The 22,082-nt window shown below is 67.6% G+C and carries 20 protein-coding genes; 16 read left to right on the top strand and 4 right to left on the bottom strand.

The window, feature by feature from the left end; all coding sequences use genetic code 11:
- Positions 1–48: 48 nt before the first annotated feature.
- Positions 49–642: a biotin transporter BioY gene (locus O7R11_RS09240; protein WP_337997221.1), complete on the top strand. Its 594-nt coding sequence runs from the start codon at positions 49–51 to the stop codon at positions 640–642.
- Here O7R11_RS09240 and O7R11_RS09235 read toward each other — a convergent pair.
- Complete coding sequence (locus O7R11_RS09235) at positions 617–1,249, bottom strand: LysE family translocator (protein WP_337997220.1); 633 nt, start codon at positions 1,247–1,249, stop codon at positions 617–619. The genes O7R11_RS09240 and O7R11_RS09235 overlap by 26 nt on opposite strands.
- A gap of 342 nt (positions 1,250–1,591) precedes the next feature.
- On the opposite strand from O7R11_RS09235, the gene O7R11_RS09230 reads away from it, so the two are divergent.
- The 10 genes from O7R11_RS09230 to ykgO all read left to right on the top strand — a co-directional run bounded on the left by O7R11_RS09230 (position 1,592) and on the right by ykgO (position 11,737).
- Positions 1,592–2,569, top strand: coding sequence for a TRAP transporter substrate-binding protein (locus O7R11_RS09230; RefSeq protein WP_337997219.1), 978 nt, complete (start codon positions 1,592–1,594; stop codon positions 2,567–2,569).
- Positions 2,570–2,678: 109 nt separating this feature from the next.
- The gene (locus O7R11_RS09225; protein ID WP_337997218.1) at positions 2,679–3,221 is read left to right on the top strand and encodes a TRAP transporter small permease; all 543 of its coding nucleotides are present in this window, start codon (positions 2,679–2,681) and stop codon (positions 3,219–3,221) included.
- 1 nt (position 3,222) lies between these two features.
- Positions 3,223–4,521 (top strand): TRAP transporter large permease, encoded by a 1,299-nt coding sequence (locus tag O7R11_RS09220; protein ID WP_337997217.1) that lies wholly within the window; start codon positions 3,223–3,225, stop codon positions 4,519–4,521.
- 129 nt (positions 4,522–4,650) lie between these two features.
- Complete coding sequence (gene ilvD / locus O7R11_RS09215; RefSeq protein WP_337997216.1) at positions 4,651–6,504, top strand: dihydroxy-acid dehydratase; 1,854 nt, start codon at positions 4,651–4,653, stop codon at positions 6,502–6,504.
- A 99-nt stretch (positions 6,505–6,603) separates the two neighbouring features.
- Complete coding sequence (locus O7R11_RS09210) at positions 6,604–8,022, top strand: hypothetical protein (protein ID WP_337997215.1); 1,419 nt, start codon at positions 6,604–6,606, stop codon at positions 8,020–8,022.
- Between the two features lie 9 nt (positions 8,023–8,031).
- Entirely contained in the window at positions 8,032–8,904 is an 873-nt protein-coding gene (locus tag O7R11_RS09205; protein WP_337997214.1) for a dienelactone hydrolase family protein, read from the top strand.
- 79 nt (positions 8,905–8,983) lie between these two features.
- Positions 8,984–9,832 (top strand): 5'-nucleotidase, lipoprotein e(P4) family, encoded by an 849-nt coding sequence (locus tag O7R11_RS09200; RefSeq protein WP_337997213.1) that lies wholly within the window; start codon positions 8,984–8,986, stop codon positions 9,830–9,832.
- Between the two features lie 7 nt (positions 9,833–9,839).
- Positions 9,840–10,514 (top strand): ATP-binding protein, encoded by a 675-nt coding sequence (locus tag O7R11_RS09195; RefSeq protein WP_337997212.1) that lies wholly within the window; start codon positions 9,840–9,842, stop codon positions 10,512–10,514.
- Between the two features lie 85 nt (positions 10,515–10,599).
- Complete coding sequence (locus tag O7R11_RS09190) at positions 10,600–11,544, top strand: class I SAM-dependent methyltransferase (RefSeq protein ID WP_337997211.1); 945 nt, start codon at positions 10,600–10,602, stop codon at positions 11,542–11,544.
- A gap of 67 nt (positions 11,545–11,611) precedes the next feature.
- A complete protein-coding gene (gene ykgO, locus O7R11_RS09185) occupies positions 11,612–11,737 on the top strand; it encodes a type B 50S ribosomal protein L36 (RefSeq protein WP_337997210.1) in 126 nt (41 codons plus the stop codon).
- Positions 11,738–11,803: 66 nt separating this feature from the next.
- Here ykgO and pyk read toward each other — a convergent pair whose 3' ends face one another.
- Together pyk and O7R11_RS09175 are read right to left on the bottom strand one after the other, a co-directional pair.
- Positions 11,804–13,225, bottom strand: a complete 1,422-nt coding sequence (pyk, locus tag O7R11_RS09180) for a pyruvate kinase (protein ID WP_337997209.1) — start codon at positions 13,223–13,225, stop codon at positions 11,804–11,806.
- A gap of 56 nt (positions 13,226–13,281) precedes the next feature.
- On the bottom strand, positions 13,282–14,358 hold the full coding sequence (locus tag O7R11_RS09175; RefSeq protein ID WP_337997208.1) for a response regulator: 1,077 nt from the start codon (positions 14,356–14,358) through the stop codon (positions 13,282–13,284).
- A 177-nt stretch (positions 14,359–14,535) separates the two neighbouring features.
- On the opposite strand from O7R11_RS09175, the gene O7R11_RS09170 reads away from it, so the two are divergent.
- Positions 14,536–14,784, top strand: a complete 249-nt coding sequence (locus O7R11_RS09170) for a DUF2312 domain-containing protein (RefSeq protein ID WP_337997207.1) — start codon at positions 14,536–14,538, stop codon at positions 14,782–14,784.
- A 90-nt stretch (positions 14,785–14,874) separates the two neighbouring features.
- On the opposite strand, the gene O7R11_RS09165 is transcribed toward O7R11_RS09170, so the two are convergent.
- Complete coding sequence (locus O7R11_RS09165) at positions 14,875–16,674, bottom strand: AMP-dependent synthetase/ligase (RefSeq protein ID WP_337997206.1); 1,800 nt, start codon at positions 16,672–16,674, stop codon at positions 14,875–14,877.
- 165 nt (positions 16,675–16,839) lie between these two features.
- On the opposite strand from O7R11_RS09165, the gene O7R11_RS09160 reads away from it, so the two are divergent.
- From O7R11_RS09160 to O7R11_RS09145, 4 genes are all read left to right on the top strand, one after another.
- Positions 16,840–18,633: a M3 family oligoendopeptidase gene (locus O7R11_RS09160; protein ID WP_337997205.1), complete on the top strand. Its 1,794-nt coding sequence runs from the start codon at positions 16,840–16,842 to the stop codon at positions 18,631–18,633.
- Between the two features lie 238 nt (positions 18,634–18,871).
- Positions 18,872–20,029, top strand: a complete 1,158-nt coding sequence (locus O7R11_RS09155; protein WP_337997204.1) for a Re/Si-specific NAD(P)(+) transhydrogenase subunit alpha — start codon at positions 18,872–18,874, stop codon at positions 20,027–20,029.
- Complete coding sequence (locus O7R11_RS09150; protein ID WP_337997203.1) at positions 20,029–20,457, top strand: NAD(P) transhydrogenase subunit alpha part 2; 429 nt, start codon at positions 20,029–20,031, stop codon at positions 20,455–20,457. The genes O7R11_RS09155 and O7R11_RS09150 overlap by 1 nt, the downstream gene beginning before the upstream one ends.
- A gap of 12 nt (positions 20,458–20,469) precedes the next feature.
- Positions 20,470–21,867, top strand: a complete 1,398-nt coding sequence (locus O7R11_RS09145) for an NAD(P)(+) transhydrogenase (Re/Si-specific) subunit beta (RefSeq protein WP_337997202.1) — start codon at positions 20,470–20,472, stop codon at positions 21,865–21,867.
- The last annotated feature ends 215 nt before the right edge of the window (positions 21,868–22,082 follow it).

The raw sequence follows: 22,082 nt of genomic DNA, 5'->3' as shown, positions 1-22,082 counted from the left end.
GCAGAAATCCCCGGAAGCGTTGAGGGTGCGCCGCAGGCGGGAGGTGCGATGAGCGATTTCGCCGAGCCGGAGGTTCCCCCCATTGCCGAGGTTCCGCCGCTTCTGTGGGCGCGGCGGCAGTCCCTGCCGGTGCAGGGCGGGCTGCTGATCGCCGGGGTGATGGCGCTGGTTTTGTCGTCGCGCGTCGCCATTCCCGTGGGGCCGGTGCCGGTGACCTTGCAGACCCTCGCGGTGTCGCTGGTCGGCGCGCTCTACGGCCGGCGGTTGGGCGGCGCCTGCGTCGTCGCGTGGCTGCTCGCCGGGGCTGCCGGGCTGCCGGTGTTCGCCGGGGCGAGCGCGGGGGTGCAGAAATTCCTGGGGCCGACCGCGGGGTATCTGTTCGCCTTTCCCCTCGCCGCGATGGCCGTGGGGTGGCTGGTGGAGCGGGGATGGGATCGCGGGCGGTTCCTCCGCCTGCTGGCGCTGATGGTGCTTTCCAACGCCATCTGCCTGCTGTTCGGCGCGGCTTGGCTGGGCTCCGCCATAGGGCTGGAAAAGGCGCTGATCAGGGGGGTGGCGCCGTTCCTCGTCGGTGCGGCGCTCAAATCGATCCTGGGGGCGCTGGTGCTGGCGCTGCTCAGCGCTCGATCAGTGCGAGCTTGACGCCCAGGCTGACCAGCACGCCGCCGATGCCGCGGTCGAGCCAGCGCGCGGCGCGGGCATGGCGGCGCAGGCCGCCCGCCAGCCGGTCGCCGAGGAGGATCAAGGGCGGCTCCACCACCACCGCGGTAAAGATCACCAGCACGCCGTGCAGCGCCAGTTGCAGCCACACCGGCCCGGCGCCGGGCACCACGAATTGCGGCAGAAAGGCGAGGAAGAAGATCGCCACCTTGGGGTTGAGGAGATCGGTGAGCACGCCCTGGCGGAAGATCCGCCACGTCCCGGCGGCGTGCGCCTCCTGTTGCGGGGCGAGGCCGCCCGTGCCGAACAGCGCGCGCAGGCCCATCCACACCAGGTAGGCCGCGCCCACCCACTTGATCACCGCGAAGGCGGTGGCCGAGGCGGCGAGGATGGCCGAGAGTCCGAGGGCGGCGAGCATCACGTGGCCGAGCGCGCCCACCCAGATTCCCGTCATCGCGGCAAAGCCGCAGCGCCGCCCGCCGCGTACGGTGTGGGCGACGATCAGGGTGAGGTCCGGCCCCGGCGCGATGCTGAGGGCGAAGGCCGCGGCGAAGAAGGTGGTCCAGTGGGTGAGGTCGTAGGACAGCATGGTTCCTCGCATAACACGCCCGCGGCGGATTGTCCCGGGGTAATCGGCGGCAAAGCGCCGTGCCGGGCATAATGCGTTTTTATAGAAAGCGATAAGTAATCCCGATGAGGTCGCGCCGCGCGCGCGGCGAGTCGCTATTATTTTTCTTACTGGCCTATGAATCTTTTTGCGGTTGACACGTTGCAGAGATAAACATTTTGCGCAGAGTCCGGCGTGAACCCGGCGTTTCGCCATCTACGGTGCCTCTTTCTTCATCAGGGGCTGGCGGTTTGCCGCAGGCTGATTAAAATGTGCACTTCTTTTCGCGGCAGAGTGCGAACGAAAAAACAGGGAGACCACAGCATGCCTTCACTCAAGAAACTGGCGTTGACGGCGGTCGCCGCCTCGCTTCTGGGCGCCGTTCCGGCGCAGGCCGAAACCTGGAACATGCCGACCCCGTATGCGGAGGCCGACTTCCACACCATCAACGTGCGCAAGTTCGCCAAGGATGTGGAAGACGCCACCGGCGGCGAGTTGAAGATCGTGGTGCACAGCGCCGGTTCGCTGGTGAAGCACCCGGAGATCAAGAACGCGGTCCGCAGCAATCAGGTGCCGATCGGCGAGTTCTTCCTCTCCCTGCTGACCAACGAGAACCCGGTGTTCGGCGTGGACTCCCTGCCTTTCCTCGCCACCGACTACGACCAGGCGGAAAAGCTGTGGAAGGCTTCCCGCCCGGTGATCGAGAAGCTGCTCGCCAAGCAGCGGATCAAGATTCTCTATTCCGTCGCGTGGCCGCCGCAGGGCTTCTACACCAAGTTCGACGCCACCACCCCCGGCGACCTCAAGGGCCTGAAGATGCGCGCCTACAACGCGCTGCAGCAGAAGCTCGCCCGCGAGCTCGGCATGGTGCCGACCCAGGTGGAAGTGCCGGACATTCCGCAGGCCTTCGCCACCGGCCAGGTCGCCGCGATGATGACCTCCCCGGCCACCGGCGCGTCTTCCAAGGCGTGGGACTTCGTGAAGTACTACTATGACGTTCAGGCATGGCTGCCGAAGAACGTCATCGCCGTCAACGTCAAGGCGTTCGACGCCCTGCCCGCCAAGGTGCAGGCCGCGGTGCTGAAGGCCGCCGCCACCGCCGAGAAGCGCGGCTGGGACATGAGCAAGGCGGAAACCGTCGCCAAGACCAAGATCCTCAAGGACAACGGCATGGTCGTGCAGAAGCCCTCCGAGGAGCTGAAGGCCGCGTTCAAGGCCGCGGGCAAGGTCATCGTCGCCGATTGGCTGAAGCAGGGCGGCGCCGAAGCCAAGGCGATCCTCGACGCCTACAACAAGATGTAAGACATCCGGTTTTTGGGGGAGCCGGCGCGTCCGGCTCCCCCTTCGTCCGCCGTTCGACGGAGAGGGGGCTCCGCCTGGGTGCTCCCTCCCAGTGTTTCCAAGGATTGTCATGCGCAGGCTGCTCGATCGTTTGTATACCGCAAGCGGCATCGCCGCGGCGGTGTTCCTGATGGCGATCTTCGTCATCGTGTTGTTGCAGGTGGGGGCCAATGCGCTGGACTTCGTGGTCAGCCTGTTCGCCGGCGACGCCGTCGGCCTGGTGGTGCCGTCTTATGCCGACCTCGCCGGGTTCTTCCTCGCCGCGTCGTCCTTCCTGGCGTTGCCCTATGCCCTGCGCCACGGCTCCCACATCCGCGTCACCCTGGTGCTGATGCACCTGCCGAGGCGCGTGCAGGTGGCGATGTCGGTGCTGGTCTGCCTGGTCGGCGCGGTGGTGAGCGCCTATCTCGCCTGGTACGCCCTGGAACTGGTGATGGACAGCTACGCATTCGACGACCAGTCCGCCGGGCTGCTTTCGGTGCCGCTGTGGATTCCGCAGATTCCCATCGTCGTCGGCGCCTGCGTGCTCGCCATCGCCATGGTCGATAGCGCGGTGCGCCTGGTCCTGGACGGCAGAGATACGGCCTGCGAACTCGGCGGAGGGGGCGAGTAAGATGGAAGGTAGCGTCATTCCCGGCCTTATCCTGCTGGGGTTCATGTTCCTGCTGCTCGCTTGCGGCGTGTGGGTCGCGCTCGCGCTCTTGGGCGTCGGGCTTCTCGGCATGTATGCCTTCACCACCTCGCCCGCCGGGCCGCTGCTCGCCACCGCGATCTGGGGGTCCTCCAACCTGTGGTCGCTCGCCTCGCTGCCGATGTTCATCTGGATGGGCGAGATTCTCTTCCGCTCGCGGCTTTCCGACGACATGTTCGAGGGACTGGTGCCGTGGATGACCCACCTGCCCGGGCGGCTTCTGCACGTCAACATCATCGGCTGCGGCATTTTCGCCGCGGTCTCCGGCTCCTCGGCGGCCACCGCGGTGACCATCGGCAAGATGTCGATCCCCGAACTGCTGCGCCGCGGCTATGCCGAGCGCATGGTGCTGGGCACGCTCGCGGGTTCCGCCACCCTCGGCCTGCTGATTCCGCCGTCGATCATCCTCATCGTCTACGGCATCGCCACCGACCAGTCGATCGCGCGGCTGTTCGTCGCGGGCGTGTTGCCCGGCATCATGCTGATGAGCCTGTTCATGGGCTACGTGATCATCCGCGCCTGGCTGCGGCCCGAGGAAATCCCGACGCTCACCGAGACCTACACCTGGCGCGACCGCTTCAACAGCCTGAAGCGCCTGGGCCCGGTGGTCTGCCTGATCGCCGGGGTGATCGGCTCGATCTATTCCGGCATGGCCTCGCCCACCGACGCCGCGGCGGTCGGGGTGTTCCTGTCGCTGTGCCTTTCCCGGTACACCGGCGACCTCAACCGGACCACCTTCATCGACGGCCTGATGAGCGCCACCCGCACCTCGTGCATGATCGCCTTCATCCTCGCCGGGGCCTCGTTCCTCACCATGGCGATGGGCTTCACCGGCATTCCCGCCGGGCTCGCGCGGTGGATCGCCTCCTTCCACCTCTCCACCTATGCCCTGCTGGCCGCGCTGATGGTGTTCTTCATCATCATGGGCTGCTTCCTCGACGGCATCTCGGTGGTGGTGCTCACCACCGCGATCATCCAGCCGATGATCGAGGCCGCGGGCATCGACACCGTGTGGTTCGGCATCTTCATCGTGCTGGTGGTGGAAATGGCGCAGATCACCCCGCCGGTGGGGTTCAACCTCTTCGTGCTACAGGGACTGACCAACCGCGACATCCTCTACATCGCCAAGACCGCCATCCCCTTCTTCCTGCTGATGGTGGTGGCGGTGGGGCTGATCATGGTCTTCCCGGGGATCGTCACCTACCTGCCGAATCACATGTGAGAGGCCTTGCAGCGTTGACGCCTGCGGGGCTTCGGGCGTACATCCCTATTATAAGGGGCGCGGGGGATTCCCCCGCGCCGTGCGGCTTTTTCCGCTCCGCTCCGCTCCGTTCAGACTGAGGACACCGCCATGCCCGCTTATCGTTCTCGTACCTCCACCCACGGCCGCAACATGGCCGGCGCCCGCGGCCTGTGGCGCGCCACCGGCATGAAGGACGGGGATTTCGGCAAGCCGATCATCGCCATCGCCAACTCCTTCACCCAGTTCGTGCCCGGTCACGTGCACCTCAAGGACATGGGGCAGATGGTCGCCCGCGAGATCGAGAAGGCCGGGGGCGTGGCCAAGGAATTCAATACCATCGCCGTTGACGACGGCATCGCCATGGGGCACGGGGGCATGCTCTATTCGCTGCCGTCGCGCGACCTCATCGCGGACTCGGTGGAATACATGTGCAACGCCCACACCGCCGACGCGCTGGTGTGCATCTCCAACTGCGACAAGATCACCCCCGGCATGATGATGGCCTCGCTGCGCCTCAACATCCCGACGATCTTCGTCTCCGGCGGGCCGATGGAGGCGGGCAAGGTGACGATCAAGGGCGAGACCATCGCCGTCGATCTCATCGACGCGATGATCAAGGCCGCGGACAGCTCGCTTACCGACGCGGAGGTGGAGGAATACGAACGCCAGTCCTGCCCGACCTGCGGCTCGTGTTCCGGCATGTTCACCGCCAACTCGATGAACTGCCTGGCCGAGGCGCTGGGCCTTGCGCTGCCGGGCAACGGCACCCTGGTCGCCACCCACGCCGACCGCAAGGAGCTGTTCCTCGCCGCGGGCCGCACCATCGTCGAGATGTGCCGCCGCTGGTACGAGAAGGACGACGCCTCGGTGCTGCCGCGTTCCATCGCCACCTTCGCGGCGTTCGAGAACGCGATGACGCTGGACATCGCCATGGGCGGCTCCACCAACACCGTGCTGCACCTTCTGGCCGCGGCGCAGGAGGGGGAGGTGGACTTCTCCATGGCCGACATCGACCGCCTGTCGCGGCGCGTGCCGTGCCTGTGCAAGGTGGCGCCTAACATCGCCACGGTGCATGTGGAAGACGTGCACCGCGCCGGCGGCATCCTCGGCATCCTGGGCGAGCTGGAGCGCGGCGGGCTGATCAACGCCGACTGCAAGACGGTGCACGCGCCGACCATCGGCGACGCGCTGGCGAAGTGGGACATCAAGCGCACCGGCGACCCGAAGGTGGCGGAGTTCTACCGCGCCGCGCCGGGGGGCATCCGCACCACCCAGGCGTTCGCCCATTCCAAGCGCTTCGACACCCTGGACGACGACCGCGCCAAGGGCGCGGTGCGCGACATCGCCCACGCCTTCTCCAAGGACGGCGGCCTCGCGGTGCTCTACGGCAACCTTGCGGAGGACGGCGGCATCGTCAAGACGGCGGGGGTGGACGCCTCGATACTCACCTTCTCCGGCCCGGCGGTGGTGTGCAACAGCCAGGAAGAGGCGGTGGACAAGATCCTCGGCGGCGTGGTCAAGGCGGGCGACGTGGTGGTGATCCTCTACGAGGGGCCGAAGGGCGGCCCGGGCATGCAGGAGATGCTCTATCCCACCAGCTATCTGAAGAGCAAGGGACTGGGCAAGGCCTGTGCGCTGATCACCGACGGGCGCTTCTCCGGCGGCACCTCCGGGCTTTCCATCGGCCACGTCTCGCCCGAGGCGGCCGAGGGCGGGACGATCGGCCTGGTCAAGGACGGCGACGTCATCGAGATCGACATTCCCAACCGCCGCCTGTCGCTGCGCCTGTCCGATGCCGAGATCGCGGAGCGCCGCAAGGCGGAGGACGCCAAGGGCGAAGACGCCTGGCAGCCGGTGGGCCGCGGGCGCGTCGTCTCCCAGGCTTTGCAGGCCTATGCCGCGATGGCGAGCAACGCCGCCAAGGGCGCGGTGCGCGTCGTGCCGAAAACCAAACGCGGCTGACCGCGCGGCGAGAAAAACCCCGCCTCGGCGGGGTTTTTTCTGCGTTTTTCGGTTAGGCTGCCTACATACGGTTTTACGAAGCAGAGCGAAGTTCCCACCGTGTCGAAATGTTGCGCCTTTTTCCGTGCCGCGATGCTGATCGCGCTGACCGTCCTCGTCATTGCGGCGGAGGCGCGGGGCGAACCCGTGCTCAAGGCCTGGGCCGGGGGGCTCGGCGTGGCCTACCTCGTCTGCGTGGTCAGGGAGGTGCGGTGGTCGCGCCGCGCCTTCGTCGGCATCGGTGCGGCGCTGTCCGTCTTCGCCGTGGCGGCCAAGCCCGGGGGCGCGGCGATGGTGGCCGATGCGCTGGCGGCGGGCGGCTTCGTCATCGCCTTCTTCGTCGCGCTGTCGGCGCTGCGCGCCGCCGCCGCCACCTCCGCCTCGATCCGCCGCTGCGGCGAGTACCTCGCCACCCGCACCCCGGGCAAGCGTTATCTGGCGCTGGCGCTCGGCGGGCACCTCTTCTCCCTGGTGCTCAACTACGGCTCGATCTCGCTGCTCGGCACCCTGGTGGAGCAGGCGGAGACCGAGGCCGACGGGCGGCCGCGCAATGCGGTGAAGGTGCGGCGCATGCTGCTGGCCATCCAGCGCGGCTTCGCCGCCACCCTGTGCTGGTCGCCGCTTTCCTTTTCCATGGCGATCGGTCCTGCGGTGATCGCAGGCAGCAGCTGGGGCGGCGTCGCCGGGTACGGCATCGTCACCGCGCTGCTGGTCATCCTGATGGGCTGGGGCCTCGATTCCGCATTCAAGCCGCCTCGCCCGGTGGGCGCGCCGCCGCCCTCGCTGCCGGTGGGCAGCCTGCGCTCCCTGGTGCCGCTCCTGGCGCTGCTCGCCACCATCGTCGCCGGTGTCGGTGCGCTGATGGCGGTCAGCGGCCTGCGCGTCGTCATCGCGGTGATGGCGATGGTGCCGCTGATCAGCCTCGCCTGGATCGCGGCGCAGACCGCCTGGCCCGAGAATCCGGATAGCCGCGTGCCCTCCGTCTTCGCCGAGTTGGCGCGGCGCGTCCGCGACTACCTGGGCCGCGAACTGGAGGGCTACAAGTCCGAGATGGTGCTGCTCTACATGGCGGGCTTCATCGGCAAGATCGGCGGCGATCTCGCCCATCCCCTGGTCACCACCCACCTGCTGGATCTCTCCGCGGTGCCGGGCTGGGCCTTCCTCGTCGCGTTGGTCTGCGGCCTGCCCGCCCTCGGCATGCTCGGCATGCACCCGATCCTCACCGCCTCGCTGATCGGGCCGCTGCTGCCCGACCCGGCCGCGGTGGGGCTGTCGCCCGACATCATGCTGCTGACCATGGCCTTCGGTTGGGGGCTGACCGCCGTCACCTCGCCGTTCACCGCCACGGTGCTGCTGATCGCCCTGTTCGGGCGGGTTTCCGCGCTCACCGTGGGGCTGCGATGGAACGGGTTGTTTCTCGCCGCCGGGTGTATGCTCGGCGTCGTCTGGTCGCTGTTTCTGGCGACCCTGACCGGATAGGAGGCGGGGATGAAGGGACTGCGGGCCTGGGGCATGGCCCTGGCCCTGCTGGCGCTGCCGGCGGCGGCGCGGGCGGAGATGGAAAAGGTAGGCATTCCGCTGCGCACCGGCGGCGAGATTTCGGGTCTGTTCTCCCTGCCGCAAGGGCAGGGGCCGTTCCCCGGCATCGTGGCGCTGCACGGCTGCGGCGGCCTGCTGACCAAAAAAGGCAAGCTGCACGCCCGCGAGACCGACTGGGCGAAGCGCCTCAACGCCGCGGGCTATGCGGTGCTCTTCCCCGACAGCTTCACCGCGCGCGGCTATGCCTCGGTGTGCTCGCTGCGCGACCGCCCGGTCCTGCCGGAGCGGGAGCGGGTGCGCGACGCCTACGATGCGCTCGCCTGGCTGCAGGCGCGGGCGGAGGTGCAGCCCCGCCGCATCGCCCTGTTCGGCTGGTCGCACGGCGCGATGACCGCCCTCTGGGCGATGGCGAAGGCCAGCCCGGGCCGTCCCGCCGGGCTCACGGACGACTTCATCGGCGCGGTGGCGTTCTATCCCGGCTGCGCCCAGGTCTACCGCGACGAGAAGGACTATGGCGTGATCGCGCCGGTGCTGTTCCAGCTCGGCGCCGCCGACGAGTGGACTCCCGCCGCGCCGTGCGTCAAGCTGGCGGAGGAGGCCGCGGCGCGCCCCGGCCCGCGCATCGCGGTGGACGTCTATGCCGGTTCCCACCACGGTTTCGACAATCCCACCGGCGCGGTGCACGAGGTCGTGGTGAAGAACTCGGTCTACAAGAGCGGGCAGAAGGTGGTGCATGTCGGCCGCAACCCGGAGGCGCGGGAGCGCGCCATCGCCCGCGCCATGGGCTGGCTGGGCGATCTTTTCGCCGGGGCGGTCCGGTGAGCGCGGACTACGGGTTCTATGCCGCCGCTTGCGGCGGGCTCGTGATCGCCGCCGGATCGCCGGATAAGGATGGGTAACGGTGCGCGGGGAACGGAAGATGCGGCGTCTGGCGGGAATGGTGGCGATCTGCGTGGCGCTCGGCGCGGTCCCGGCTCTGGCGGAACCGCAGCGGGTGGCCGAGCACGACACCCTGAACGCGCTCCTGTGGATGCAGTCCTCGGCGGAATACCAGGCCGCGGCGCTTTCCGCCTATGCCATGGCGCGCGCCGCGCTGGACCGCGCCCTCGCCGACCCCGCCTGGACCGCCGCCCTGGAGCAGGACGGCGGCGCGGCGGGCAAGCCGCCCGCGGTGATCCTCGACCTCGACGAGACGGTGTTCGACAACACCCCCTATTACGCTTGGCTGATCGCCTCCGGCGCGCCCGCGAGCGCCCAGACGTTTTCCGACTTCATCGAGGAGAAGGTCTCCCCGCCGGTGCCCGGCGCGGTGGACTACATGAAGTATGCGGCCTCCCGCGGCGTCGCGCTGTTCTTCGTTTCCAACCGCAATGCCGCGCTGAAGGCCACCTCGCTGGAGGCGCTCGCCGCCCTCGGCGTCAAGGTCGGCGAGGAGAACATCCTGCTCAAGCGCGAGCGCCGCGACTGGGCCGTGCAGAAGGGCAGCCGCCGCGCCGTCGTCGCCGAGCGCTACCGCATCGTGCAGATCGTCGGCGACGCGTTGGGCGATTTCGTCGATGACTACGGCGTCACCATCCGCCGGCGCGGCCAGGAAGTGCGCAGCCACGCCGACCGCTGGGGGAGCAAATGGATCATGCTGCCCAACCCGGTCTACGGCAATTGGGAGAACGCCGCCTACGAATACAACGTCAAGCTGGACGAACAGGGACGCCGCGCCGAGAAGCTGCGCGCCCTGGTTCCCTGGAAGTGAGACGGCGATGCCTCCCCGTACCCCCGATATCCCCGCCGCCGCCCGCCGCGACCTGCCCGGCGTGATGCGCCGCGCGGTGCACGACCTCACCCAGCCCGTGCAGGCGCTGCGCATGATGCTGGCGCTGCCCGGCGTGGTGGCCGACGATGCGCGGAACATTCCGGACAAACTGGGGAGCGCGCTCGACGAGCTGGACGCCCGCCTGGCGCAGATGCAGGCCCTGGCGCGCGCCCTCGATCCGGTGGCGGAGACCGAGCCGCCGCGCGCCGTGCCGTTCTCCGATCTCGCCGCCCTGGCGCGGCGGCTGAACCCCGCGCCCTGGCGCGGCGCGGTGCGGGTGCTCAACCCATCCTGTCCGGTGCGGGTGCCGCCGCGCGCCGCCGCCTGGGTGCTTTCCGCCCTGGTGGACAACGCGGCGCGGGCGCGGCCGCGCTCCCGCATCGTCGTGGGGCCGCGCTGCGGCGGCCGCTGGATCGTCGTCGCCGACGATGGCGACGGCATGACCGCGGCGGCCTGCGGCGACCTGGCCGATGTCCTGGCGGGCGGCCCCGGCGCGGGACTCGGCGGCGGCTTGTCTCTGGCGCGCCTGCTGGTCGGCGGGTGGGGCGGCGCCTGGCGGGTTTCCGCCCGCCCCGGCGGCGGCGCGCGAATCGCCTTTTCGACCGCTACCACTGCGTTCTAAGCGGAAAAGAGTTGCGACCCGGGGTAGGGTCGCGGACTATGATCGTCTTGTCATATATCCGCCTTGCGAAACGGGGAGGACGAAGGTGGGGCTGCGGGGATTGCTCACCGGAGCGCGCGCCAAGCAGGGGCGCGGCAATAAGCAGGATGCCGTCCTCGATCCCTTCGAGGGGATCGAGGATGCCGTGCCGCCGCCCGAGGCGCCGCACTACCAACCCGGAACCTGGCCGATCGACCGCCTCGACGTGCTGGAGGCGCTGTGGGGGCGCGGCAATCTCATCCCCGGCAGCCACGATTTCGTCGCCGGGCTGATGAACGTCTGCGCCCTGTCTTCCGCCAAGACCATGCTCGACCTCGGCGCGGGCCTGGGCGGCGCGTCGCGTGCCATGGTCAAGAAGTTCGGCGTCTGGCTGGTCGGCCTCGACCGCGAGGATATTCTGGCGTCGGAGGCGAACCGCCGTTCCCTCAGCCGGAACATGGACAAGAAGGCGGTGTTCTTCGCCTGCGATCCGGAGACCCTGCGCCTCAAGCCCTCCGCCTACGACGCCATCCTCTGCCGCCAGGTGCTGTCCACGGTGCAGGACAAGGAAAATCTGTTCAACCAGTTGGCCGAGGCGCTCAAACCGTCGGCGCACCTGGTGATCTACGACTTCGTGCAGGGCGCGGCCAAGGGCCATGCCGAGGTGCTCAAGACCCTGTGGGCGACCGAAATTCCCAAGATGCAGTTGCAGCGTCCGCAACAGATCGCCAACGCCCTGAAGGAGCGCAATTTTCTCATCCACGTGGCGGAGGATGCGACCGCCGCCTACCGCGAAATGGCGCTGGGCGCGTGGATCGCCTACTGCGACGCGCTGAAACCGGGAACGATGAAGGGCCTTGCCGCGGAAGTCGTGCTCGAGGAATGCCGGCGTTGGGTCAATCGCGTCGCCGCCCTGGACTGCGGCGCGGTCAAGGTCTACCGTTTCCACGCCACCAACTCGTCGGAGAAGAAAAAGGGCAGCGTGGCGACTTTGAGCGATTGGAAGTATTGACAGTCCTCCGCCGCCTCGCGTATGGTGCGCGCCTTATCGCGACGACGTAACCGGGAAGCTGATTATCATGAAGGTTCGCAACTCTTTGAAGTCCGCGAAAGCGCGGGACAAGAACTGCCGCGTGGTGCGTCGCAAGGGGCGTATCTATGTGATCAACAAGACCAACCCGCGCTACAAGGCGCGCCAGGGCTGAAGCCTGGGGCCGGGGTTTCCCGGTGCGGAGCGAAAAGGGCGGTCCTTCGGGCCGCCTTTCGTGTTTTCAGGCCTCTTCGACGAAGGCGATGCGCAGCGAGTTGGTGGTGCCGGGGCGTCCGAACGGCACCCCCGCGGTGACCACCAGGCGCTCCCCCTGCTTGGCGAATCCGTCGCGGATGGCGACGTGGGAGGCGCGCTGCACCGCCTCGGTGAAGCTGGTGATGCCGGGGTCCACCACCGCATGCACCCCCCAGGCCAGGGTCAACCGCCGCGCCACCTGCAGGTTGGGGGTGAGGCAGAGGATCGGCACCAGCGGGCGCTCGCGCGCCGCGCGCAGGGTGGTGGAGCCGGAGAAGGTGAAGGTGGCGATCGCCTCCGCTTTCAGGGTGTGCGCCACCTGGCGCGCCGCGGCGCTGATCGCGTCCGCCGAGGTCGCCTCCGGCGGGCGGTGCGAAGCTTCCATCAACAGCACGTACTGCGGGTCTTTCTCCACCGTGGAGATGATGCGGTCCATCATCTCGACCGCCTGGATCGGATAGGCGCCGGAGGCGGTTTCCGCCGAGAGCATCACCGCGTCGGCGCCGTCGTAGATGGCGGTGGCGACGTCGGAGGCCTCCGCGCGGGTCGGGGCAGGGGCGGTGACCATGCTTTCCAGCATCTGGGTGGCGACGATCACCGGCTTGCCCGCGGCGCGGCAGGCGGAGACGATGCGCTTCTGCGCCACCGGCACGCGCTCCGGCGGGATTTCCACGCCCAGGTCGCCGCGCGCCACCATCACCGCGTCGGAAAGTTCGACGATCGCGTCCAGGTGGTCCAGCGCAGAGGGCTTTTCCAGCTTGGCGACGATGCCCGCGGCGCCGTCCACCAGTTTGCGGATTTCCGAGATGTCGTCCGGCCGCTGCACGAAGGACAGCGCCACCCAGTCCACCCCCATGTCGAGGGCGAAGGCGAGGTCGGCGCGGTCCTTCTTGGTGAGCGGCGAAATGTCGAGCCGCGCGCCCGGCACGTTGACGCCCTTGCGGTCGGAGAGCACGCCGCCGGTGGCCACCTCGGTTTCGGCGAAGTCGCGGGCAACGCGGGTGACGGTGAGGCGGATGCGCCCGTCGTCGAGCAGAAGGTCGGTGCCGGGCTTCAGCGCGGCGAAGATCTCCGGATGCGGCAGGCGCACCCGCTCCGCCCCGCCGGGGGAATCCAGCAGGTCGAGGCGGAAGGTCTGCCCGGCGGCGAGCGCCACCTTGCCTTCGGCGAAGGCGCCGATGCGCAGCTTCGGCCCCTGCAGGTCGGCGAGGATGCCGATCGGCCGCCTGAGCCGCTTGGCGAGGGCGCGGATCGCCTCCAGCCGGGCGCGGTGGTCGTCGTGGGTGCCGTGGCTGAAATTCAGGCGGAAGACATCCGCCCCGGCGCGGAACAGGCTCTCGATCGCCTCCTCGGACGAGGACGACGGGCCGAGGGTGGCGAGAATCTTGGCGTGGCGGAAACGTCTCATGTCCAAACACCTAGGGCGTATCCGGTCCGGTTTAAAGAGGCCGGACGTGACAGATTTCAGATGAAACGGTTGCTCGCGCGCTCGATCGCAACCTTGAGCGATTTCAAGAGCTCGCGGCCGATCTCGCCGCCGTCGCCGGAGATGCGGTCGCGGATCACCGCGCGCATCGCGTCGGTGTGCGCCTTGACCACCGAAAGCGCGCTGTCGTCCTCCGGGCAGCCGGGCAGCGTCGCTTCGTAGAGCGACTTGGCGAACACCGTGATCAGCGGATAGCCGAAGGTGCCGCCCTGACCGCGCAGTTCGTGCGCCACCATGTTCACTTCCTGGAAGTGGTTGCGCCGGTTGTTGGGGCTGATCAGGGCCGCCTCGGTGAGCTTGGACAGCTTGGTGAGGTAGTTCTTCGCCCAGTCGGCGAAGTCCAGCGCCTGGCGCTGCAAGGATTCCTCCGCCTCTTCGAGAAGCGACTGCGGCAGTTCCAGCGGCCCCTTGATGCCCGCGCCGCCCACCTTGTCGCGCAGGGTGTTGGGCAGGCGGAAGTACCACACGTCCGACGGCGCCTTCGGCTTCACCACCTTTTCGGCGGAGTAGACGATGGTGGCGTGCGCGTCGTCGTTGCGGCGGCGGTCGTCGATGCCGCCGGGCGGCGGAATGGAGCGGCGGCGGCGGTCCGGGCCGAAATAGCTGGTGCAGGCGACGAACTGCCGCGGCTGGTCGATCACCTTCATCATCCGATCCATGATCGACTGCGCGGAGAACGGCTTGGCGATGAACTCGGTGACGCCGAGATCGCGCGCCGCCTCGACGTACTCCTTGTCCGCCGCGCCGGAGATCATGATGAACGGCATGAAGCGGTTGCCCGAATCCTTCTGCATGCGCACCCAGCGCAGCAGCAGGAGGCCGTTGATCGGCGACATCAGAAGGTCGCACAGGATGATATCGACGTTCATCAACCCGGCGGAGTGGATCTGGTTCTTGCCCGCGATCTGCAGGAACTCGATCGCCTCCTGGCCGTTGCGCGCCGTCGCCACCCAGCCGAAGCCGAGTTGCTTCAGGAGACTCTCCAAGATGTCGCGGATGTAGAGGTTGTCCTCGACCAGGAGAACCGACAGGCGTTCGAAGGAAATGGAACTCACGGGTAGACCCTGGAAAACTGGGCAGGAAACCCCCCCCGGTCCTGCATCGCCGGTTGTGCATACTATAGGGGACGGTTTGCGGATTGAGAAGTCTTAACGATCCGGGTAATCTGCGGGGCTTCCGGCGGGACCTTCCGGTTCGCCTGGTTTTTCGATGCTTGCGAAGGATGGATATCGATGAGTACCGATGTGGGCGGCGTCGCCGCCGATCAGTTGCAATCCCTGATCATGCGCATCGAGCGCCTGGAAGAGGACAAGGCGAATCTCCTCGCCGATATCCGAGAGGTCTTTGCCGAGGCCAAGTCCCAGGGTTTCGACGTCAAGATCATGCGCCAGGTGCTCCGCCTGCGCAAAATGGAAGAGCACGACATGAAGGAGCAGGAAGAGATCCTGGACTTGTATAAGCGCGCCCTCGGCATGCAATAACCCTCCGCCGCGGTCTTTTGCCCGCCGGGGGCGTCGGCGGACCTTGCGCGTAGTCCCGCTATGCGCGGCGGGCCGCCGCGGTCTTTTCCGTCAGCTGTAGAGCGCTTCGAGGCGGTCGCCGTAGCGTTCCTTGATGACGTGGCGGCGGATCTTCATCGTCGGCGTCATCATGTCGTTGTCCACGGTGAACGCCTCGGCGGAGAGCGCGAACTTGCGGATCTGCTCGACCGGCGACAGCGTGACGTTGACCCGCGTCACCGCGGCGCGCATCGCCTTGATGAAATCCGTATCGTTGACCAGCCAGGCGATGTCGTCCGGCTTGCCGTTCTTCGCCGCGAACTCGGCGGCGAAGGCGGCGGCGGGGACCAAAAGCGCGACGAGGTGGGGGCGGCGGTCGCCCATCACCATCGCCTGGCCGATTTCCGGCGCGAGGGTGAGCAGGCCCTCGACGCGCTGCGGCGAGATGTTGTCGCCGCCGGAGTTGACGATGATGTCCTTCTTGCGGTCGGTGATGACGAGGTGGCCGTCGTCGTCGAGATAGCCGACGTCGCCGGTGTGCAGCCAGCCGTCGGCATCGATGGCGCGCGCGGTTTCCTCCGGCCGGTTCCAGTAGCCCTTCATCACCGAGCTGCCCTTGGCCAGAATCTCGCCGTCCTCGGCGATGCGTACGGCGACGCAGGAGAACACCGGCCCGACGGTGTGGATCTTCGCGCCCGGCACGCGGTTGGCGGAGATCACCGGGGCGCTCTCGGTCTGGCCGTAGCCCTGCAGGATGCGCACCCCGAGCGCGGTGAAGAAGCGCCCGATCGCCGGGTTGAGCGGCGCGCCGCCGGAGATCATGCCCTCCAGCGCGCCGCCGAAGCGCGCGCCGATCTCCTGCCGCACCTGGGAGTCGAGCAGGCGGTCGCGCCGCGCCTCGTGCGGGGTGAGGCCCGCGGGGTCGGTCTGGCGCTTCTCGCCGAGCTTGAGCGCGAGCGCGAACTGGGCGCGCCGCCAGGCGGGCTGCTTCGCCACCGAGGTGAGAATCTTCACCCGCATCATGTCGTAGAGCCGCGGCACCGCGGTCATCAGCATCGGCCGCGCCTCGCGCATGTTCTGGGTGAGCTTGTCCACCCCTTCGGCATAGAAGATCTGCGCGCCGGTGGTGACCGGAAAGCTTTGCCCGCAGGTGTGCTCGTAGGAGTGCGACAGCGGCAGGAACGAGAGGAACCGCGCATCGCTGCCGTTGGCGGGCAGCAGGTTGTTCCAGTGGTCCCAGCAGCTTTTGCAGTTGGCGATGAGGTTTTCGTGGGTGAGCATCACCCCCTTGGGCGTACCGCCGGTGCCGGAGGTGTAGATCATGCAGGCGACGTCGCCGCGGCTGCGCGGCGGCTGCGGCGCGGGCACGCCGGAGGAGAGCAGCGCCTCCCACGAGGAGACCTCGGCCACCGAGTGCTGTTCGCTCTCGAAGGGGGCCATGGTGATCAGCGGCAGGGGCTGGTTTTCGCGGGTGATCGCCTCGGCGACGCGGGCGGCGAGCGCGGCGGAGGAGGCGATCACCACCTTGGGCGTGGAGTCCGCAAGGATGTGGCGATGGTCCGCCACGGTGTTGGTGGTGTAGGTGGGCACGGTGATCGCGCCCGCGGCCATGATGCCGAAGTCGGCGATCAGCCATTCCGGGCGGTTTTCCGACACCAGCATCACGCGGTCGCCGGGGACCACGCCCTTCGCCGTCAGACCGGCGGCGCAGGCGGCCACCTTGTCCGCCACTTCCCGCCAGGTCATCGCGTGGTACTCGCCGCCCGACTTGGCCCACAGGAACGGGTAGTCCGGAGTGCGGGAGGCATGCAGGGCCAGGAACTCGGGCAGCGTCGCCAGAGTGCGGTAGGGCGGCACGAAGAGCTGGGTCATGGCGGTGGAAGTCCCCTGGAAAAGAGGTCGGTGGGGGTGTCTGGAAAGGCGGTCGCGCTCCATATATAGCGGCATAGAGGGTTAAGCGTGAAGCATAATCCCCATAAGTCGATTGTCGTTTTCAAAGGCGCGGAGCCCCGCGCCCCATTCCACGAGAGAGGGTCGATGTCTGCTGCCGTTTCCGCGTCGTTCGCCGGGTTGCCCGGGTGGGATTTGTCCGATTTGTATCCGTCGCCCGATGGCCCCGAACTGGCCCGCGACCTCGACGCCGTGGAGGCGGATGCGGCGGCCTTTTCCAAGGCCTATGCCGGGTGTCTGGCCGATCTCGCCCCCGCCGGGTTCGCCCGCGCGCTTGCCGAGTACGAGCGCCTCAACGAGGTGTTGAGCCGCATCCTCAGCTACGCCCAGTTGCGTCACGCCACTGCGGTGACCGATCCGGAGGTCGCGCGCTTCCAGCAGAACATCGGCGAGCGCGCCACCACGATCAGCCAGAAGGCGCTGTTCTTCACCCTGGAGCTCAACCGCGCCTCCGACGAGCGCATCGCGCTGTGGCAGACCGATTCCTTCACCGCGCGCTATGCGCCGTGGATCGCCCAGGTGCGTGCCTTCCGCGCGCACCAGCTCTCCGACGAAGCGGAGAACCTGCTGCATGAGCGCGAGGTGGTCGGGCGCGCCGCGTGGAACCGCCTCTACGACGAAACCCTCGCGGCGATGCGCTTCCCCTTCGATGGGGCCGAACTGACGATGACCGAGGCGTTCGACAAGCTTTCGGATTCCGACCGTGCGGTGCGCGCCGAGGCGGGCCGCGTGATCGCAGGCGTGCTGCGCGACAATGCCCGCGTCCTCACCCTGGTCACCAACGTGCTCGCCAAGGACAAGCAGATCGACGACGACCGCCGCGGCTATGCCCGGCCGGTGAGTTCCCGCAACCTCGCCAACCAGGTGGAGGACGAGGTGGTGGACGCGCTCGCCGCCGCGGTGCGCGATGCCTACCCCCGCCTGTCGCACCGCTATTACGCGCTCAAGGCGAAGTGGCTGGGGCTGCCCAAGCTCACCCACACCGACCGCAACGCGCCGCTGCCGGGCGACGACGGCAAGCGCTATGCCTGGGGCGAGGCGGTCAAGACGGTGCTTTCCGCCTATGGCGCCTTCTCCCCGGCGCTGGCGGACCTCGCCAGGCCCTTCTTCGACAACCCGTGGATCGACGTGCCGGTGCGGCCGGGCAAGGCCTCCGGCGCGTTCGCCCACCCCACCGTGCCCTCGGCGCACCCCTATCTGATGCTCAACTATCTTGGCCGTTCCCGCGACGTGATGACGCTTGCGCACGAACTCGGCCACGGCGTGCACCAGCGCCTCGCCGCGGCGCAAGGGCACCTCTTGTGCGACACCCCGCTGACGCTGGCCGAAACCGCCTCGGTGTTCGGCGAAATGCTGACCTTCCGCTCGGTGCTGGACGCTACAACCGACCCGAAAGGGCGGCGTATCCTGCTCGCCGGGAAGATCGAGGACATGCTCAACACGGTGGTCCGCCAGACCGCCTTCCACATGTTCGAAAGCCGCGTCCATGCGGAGCGCCGCAGCGGCGAAATCCCGGCGGAACGCCTCGGCGATATCTGGCTCGAGGTGCAGAGCGAAAGCCTCGGCCCGGCGTTCGCCTTCGACGACGACTACCGGGTCTTCTGGTCCTACATTCCGCACTTCATTCACGTGCCGTTCTATGTTTACGCCTATGCCTTTGGCGATTGTTTGGTCAATGCGCTCTATGGCGTATACCGCTCCGGGCATCCCGGCTTCGCCGAGAAATACCTGGAGATGCTGCGCGCGGGCGGCAGCAAGACGCACCGCGAGCTTTTGGCCCCGTTCGGCCTCGACGCATCCGACCCCGGTTTCTGGTCGATCGGCCTCGACGTCGTTGCCGGTCTGATCGACGAACTCGAAGCCCTGGAACCCGAGACCTGAGAAAACAGGCAAAAAAAGCAGGGGTATTCATCGTATCGTCCTTGCACGGCGCGGGGAGTGTTGATACGTAAGAGGGGGCCGAGGCCAGCCCATATGGGTAGGGCCTCGCGCCGCCGACGGATCAACCGAAACTCCGGCCTGCAAGGGCCACATTCTGGGGACCGCCGCGCGCTCGCATATCGTGGCGGCGGAAGATCAAGGCAAGGCAACTGAGGGCGGACGAAGGGAGACATGCCTGATGAAAATCGCAATACCGAAGGAGCGGCGGGCGTTTGAAACGCGCGTTGCGGCTTCGCCGGATACGGTGAAGAAATTCGTCGGCCTGGGCTGCGAAGTCCTGGTCGAAAAGGACGCGGGCCTGGCCGCCAGCTTCACCGACGAGGCGTTTGTCGCTGCGGGCGCTTCCATCGCCAAGACTCCGGCCGCCCTCTATAAGGACGCGGACGTGGTGCTGAAAGTGCAGCGCCCGATGGCCGCCGAAGACGGCGCCGACGAAATCGCCCAGATCAAGAAGGGCACCGCGGTGTTCTCGATGCTTCAGGCGCTGACCAGCAAGGACTATGTCGGCAAGCTGGCCGAGGCGGGAATCGACGCCTTCGCCATGGAGCTGATGCCCCGCATCTCGCGCGCCCAGAGCATGGACGTGCTGTCCTCCCAATCCAACCTCGCAGGCTACAAGGCGGTGATCGACGCGGCGGCGGAATACAACCGCGCGCTGCCGATGATGATGACCGCCGCGGGCACCGTGCCGCCGGCGCGCGTGCTGGTGATGGGCGCGGGCGTGGCCGGGCTGCAGGCGATCGCCACGGCGAAGCGCCTGGGCGCGGTGGTCTACGCCTTCGACGTGCGCGCCGCCGCCAAGGAGCAGGTCGAGTCCCTGGGCGGCAAGTTCGTCATCGTCGATGAAGAGGCGATGAAGAACGCCGAAACCAAGGGCGGCTACGCCAAGGAAATGGGCGACGACTACAAGAAGAAGCAGGCCCAGGCCACCGCCGAGCAGGCGGCCAAGGCCGACATCATCATCTGCACCGCGCTGATTCCCGGCAGGCCCGCTCCGGTGCTGATCACCGAGGAGATGGTCAAGGGAATGAAGCCCGGCTCGGTGATCGTCGATCTCGCCGTCGAGATGGGCGGCAACTGCCCGCTCTCCGAATACGGCAAGATCGTCACCAAGCACGGCGTCATCCTGATGGGCCATGCCAACGTGCCGGGCCGCGTCGCCTCCGACGCCTCGATGCTCTACGCCAAGAACATCTGGAACTTCGTCTCCACGATGATCGACAAGGAAACCAAGGCGCTCAAGCCGAACCTGGAGGACGAGTTGGTCCAGGGCACCCTGGTCTGCCGCGACGGCAAGGTGGTGCACCCGGCTCTCGCCGCGGAAGGAGGTAAGTGATGGCTGTGGAAAATCTCGCGGAACAGGCCGGCCGCATGGCCGAAAAGGCGAACGAACTCGCCGCTGCCGCCCGCGCCCTGGCGGAAAGCTCCGCCGACGCGGTGACCGCCGCGGTGGGCGGCGCCCCGCACGCGGCCGCCACGCCGGGGCCGTTCTGGTACCTGTTCACCATCTTCGTTCTGGCGGTGTTCGTCGGCTACTACGTGGTCTGGCGCGTCACCCCCGCCCTGCACTCGCCGCTGATGGCGGTGACCAACGCGATCTCGTCGGTGATCATCGTCGGCGCGCTGATCGCGGCCGGTCCGGCGCACTTCTCGGCCTCGCAGGTGATGGGCTTCCTCGCGGTGATTCTCGCCTCCGTCAATATCTTCGGCGGCTTCATCGTCACCCAGCGCATGCTCGCCATGTTCAAGAAAAAAACCAAGTAGGGGGGCAGACCGATGCATGCGGAAAGCTTGACCATGCTCGCCTATATCGTCGCGGGCATCTGTTTCATCATGGCGCTGAAGGGGCTGTCTTCGCCCGAGTCGGCGCGCATGGGCAACACCTACGGCATCGCCGGCATGGCGATCGCCATTCTCACCACGCTGGCCTCGCCGGTGGTGGTGAACTACGTCTGGATCATCCTCGGCATCGTCATCGGCGGCGCCGCGGGCGCGGTGATCGCCAAGAAGATCAAGATGACCGCCCTGCCGCAGCTGGTGGCCGCCTTTCATAGCCTGGTCGGCCTGGCTGCGGTGTTCGTCGCCACCGCGGCCTTTCTCGCGCCGGAGTCCTACGGCATCGGCACCGCAGGCCACATCCACACCGGCTCCCTGGTGGAGATGTCGCTCGGCACTGCGGTCGGCGCGATCACCTTTTCCGGTTCGGTCATCGCCTTCGCCAAGTTGCAGGGCCTGATCTCCGGCAAGCCGGTGACCTTCAAGGGCCAGCACCTGCTCAACCTGGCGCTGGGCATCGGCATGGTGGTGCTGATCGTCGCCTTTGCGCTCAGCGAGAGCGCGCCCCTGTTCTTCCTGATGATGGCGCTGTCCTTCGCGCTCGGCTTCCTGTTGATCATCCCGATCGGCGGCGCCGACATGCCGGTGGTCATCTCCATGCTCAACTCGTACTCGGGCTGGGCGGCGGCAGGCATCGGCTTCACCCTGGCCAACAGCCTGCTGATCATTACCGGTGCGCTGGTCGGCGCCTCGGGCGCGATCCTCTCCTACATCATGTGCAAGGGGATGAACCGCTCGTTCTTCAACGTCATCCTCGGCGGCTTCGGCGCCGATTCCTCCGCGGCCGCGGCCGGTGTGGACACCGGCGACCGCACCGTGAAGTCGGGCTCCGCCGACGATGCGGCCTTCATCATGAAGAACGCCTCCAAGGTCATCATCGTGCCGGGCTACGGCATGGCGGTGGCGCAGGCGCAGCACGCCCTGCGCGAGATGGCCGATACCCTGAAGAAGGAAGGCGTCACGGTGAGCTACGCCATCCACCCGGTGGCGGGCCGCATGCCGGGGCACATGAACGTGCTGCTCGCCGAGGCCAACGTGCCCTACGACGAGGTGTTCGAACTCGACTCAATCAATCACGAGTTCTCCACCGCGGACGTGGCCTACGTGATCGGCGCCAACGACGTGACCAACCCGGCGGCGAAAACCGACCCGTCGAGCCCGATCTACGGCATGCCGGTGCTCGACGTGGAAAAGGCCAAGACCGTGCTGTTCGTCAAGCGCTCCATGGCCTCGGGCTACGCGGGCGTCGAGAACCCGCTGTTCTTCGCCGACAACACCATGATGCTGTTCGGCGACGCCAAGAAGATGACCGAGGAAATCGTCCAGGCGCTTGGCTGAGAACAAAAACCTTGTGGAGGGTCTCGGACCCTCCACACCTCCCCCAACTTGGTTTTTTGCGCGCAGCGCCATAAGACCATCACGCGGCGTGGCGGTTGATTGCCGCTGCGCGGCGAAAACAAGGTTATGGGGTCTGGGGTCTGCGACCCCAGCGGGGTCCAGGGGCCGCGCCCCTGGCCTGGTTTTTCCGGTGATCCCCAAAAAATCGAGCCCGA

The organism is Oleispirillum naphthae (genome assembly GCA_027864655.1).
In the GTDB taxonomy this organism is placed as follows: Bacteria; Pseudomonadota; Alphaproteobacteria; order Rhodospirillales; family Rhodospirillaceae; genus Oleispirillum; species Oleispirillum naphthae.
Note: the sequence above shows the minus strand (reverse complement) of the source record. Positions and strands in the feature narration are given on the sequence as shown.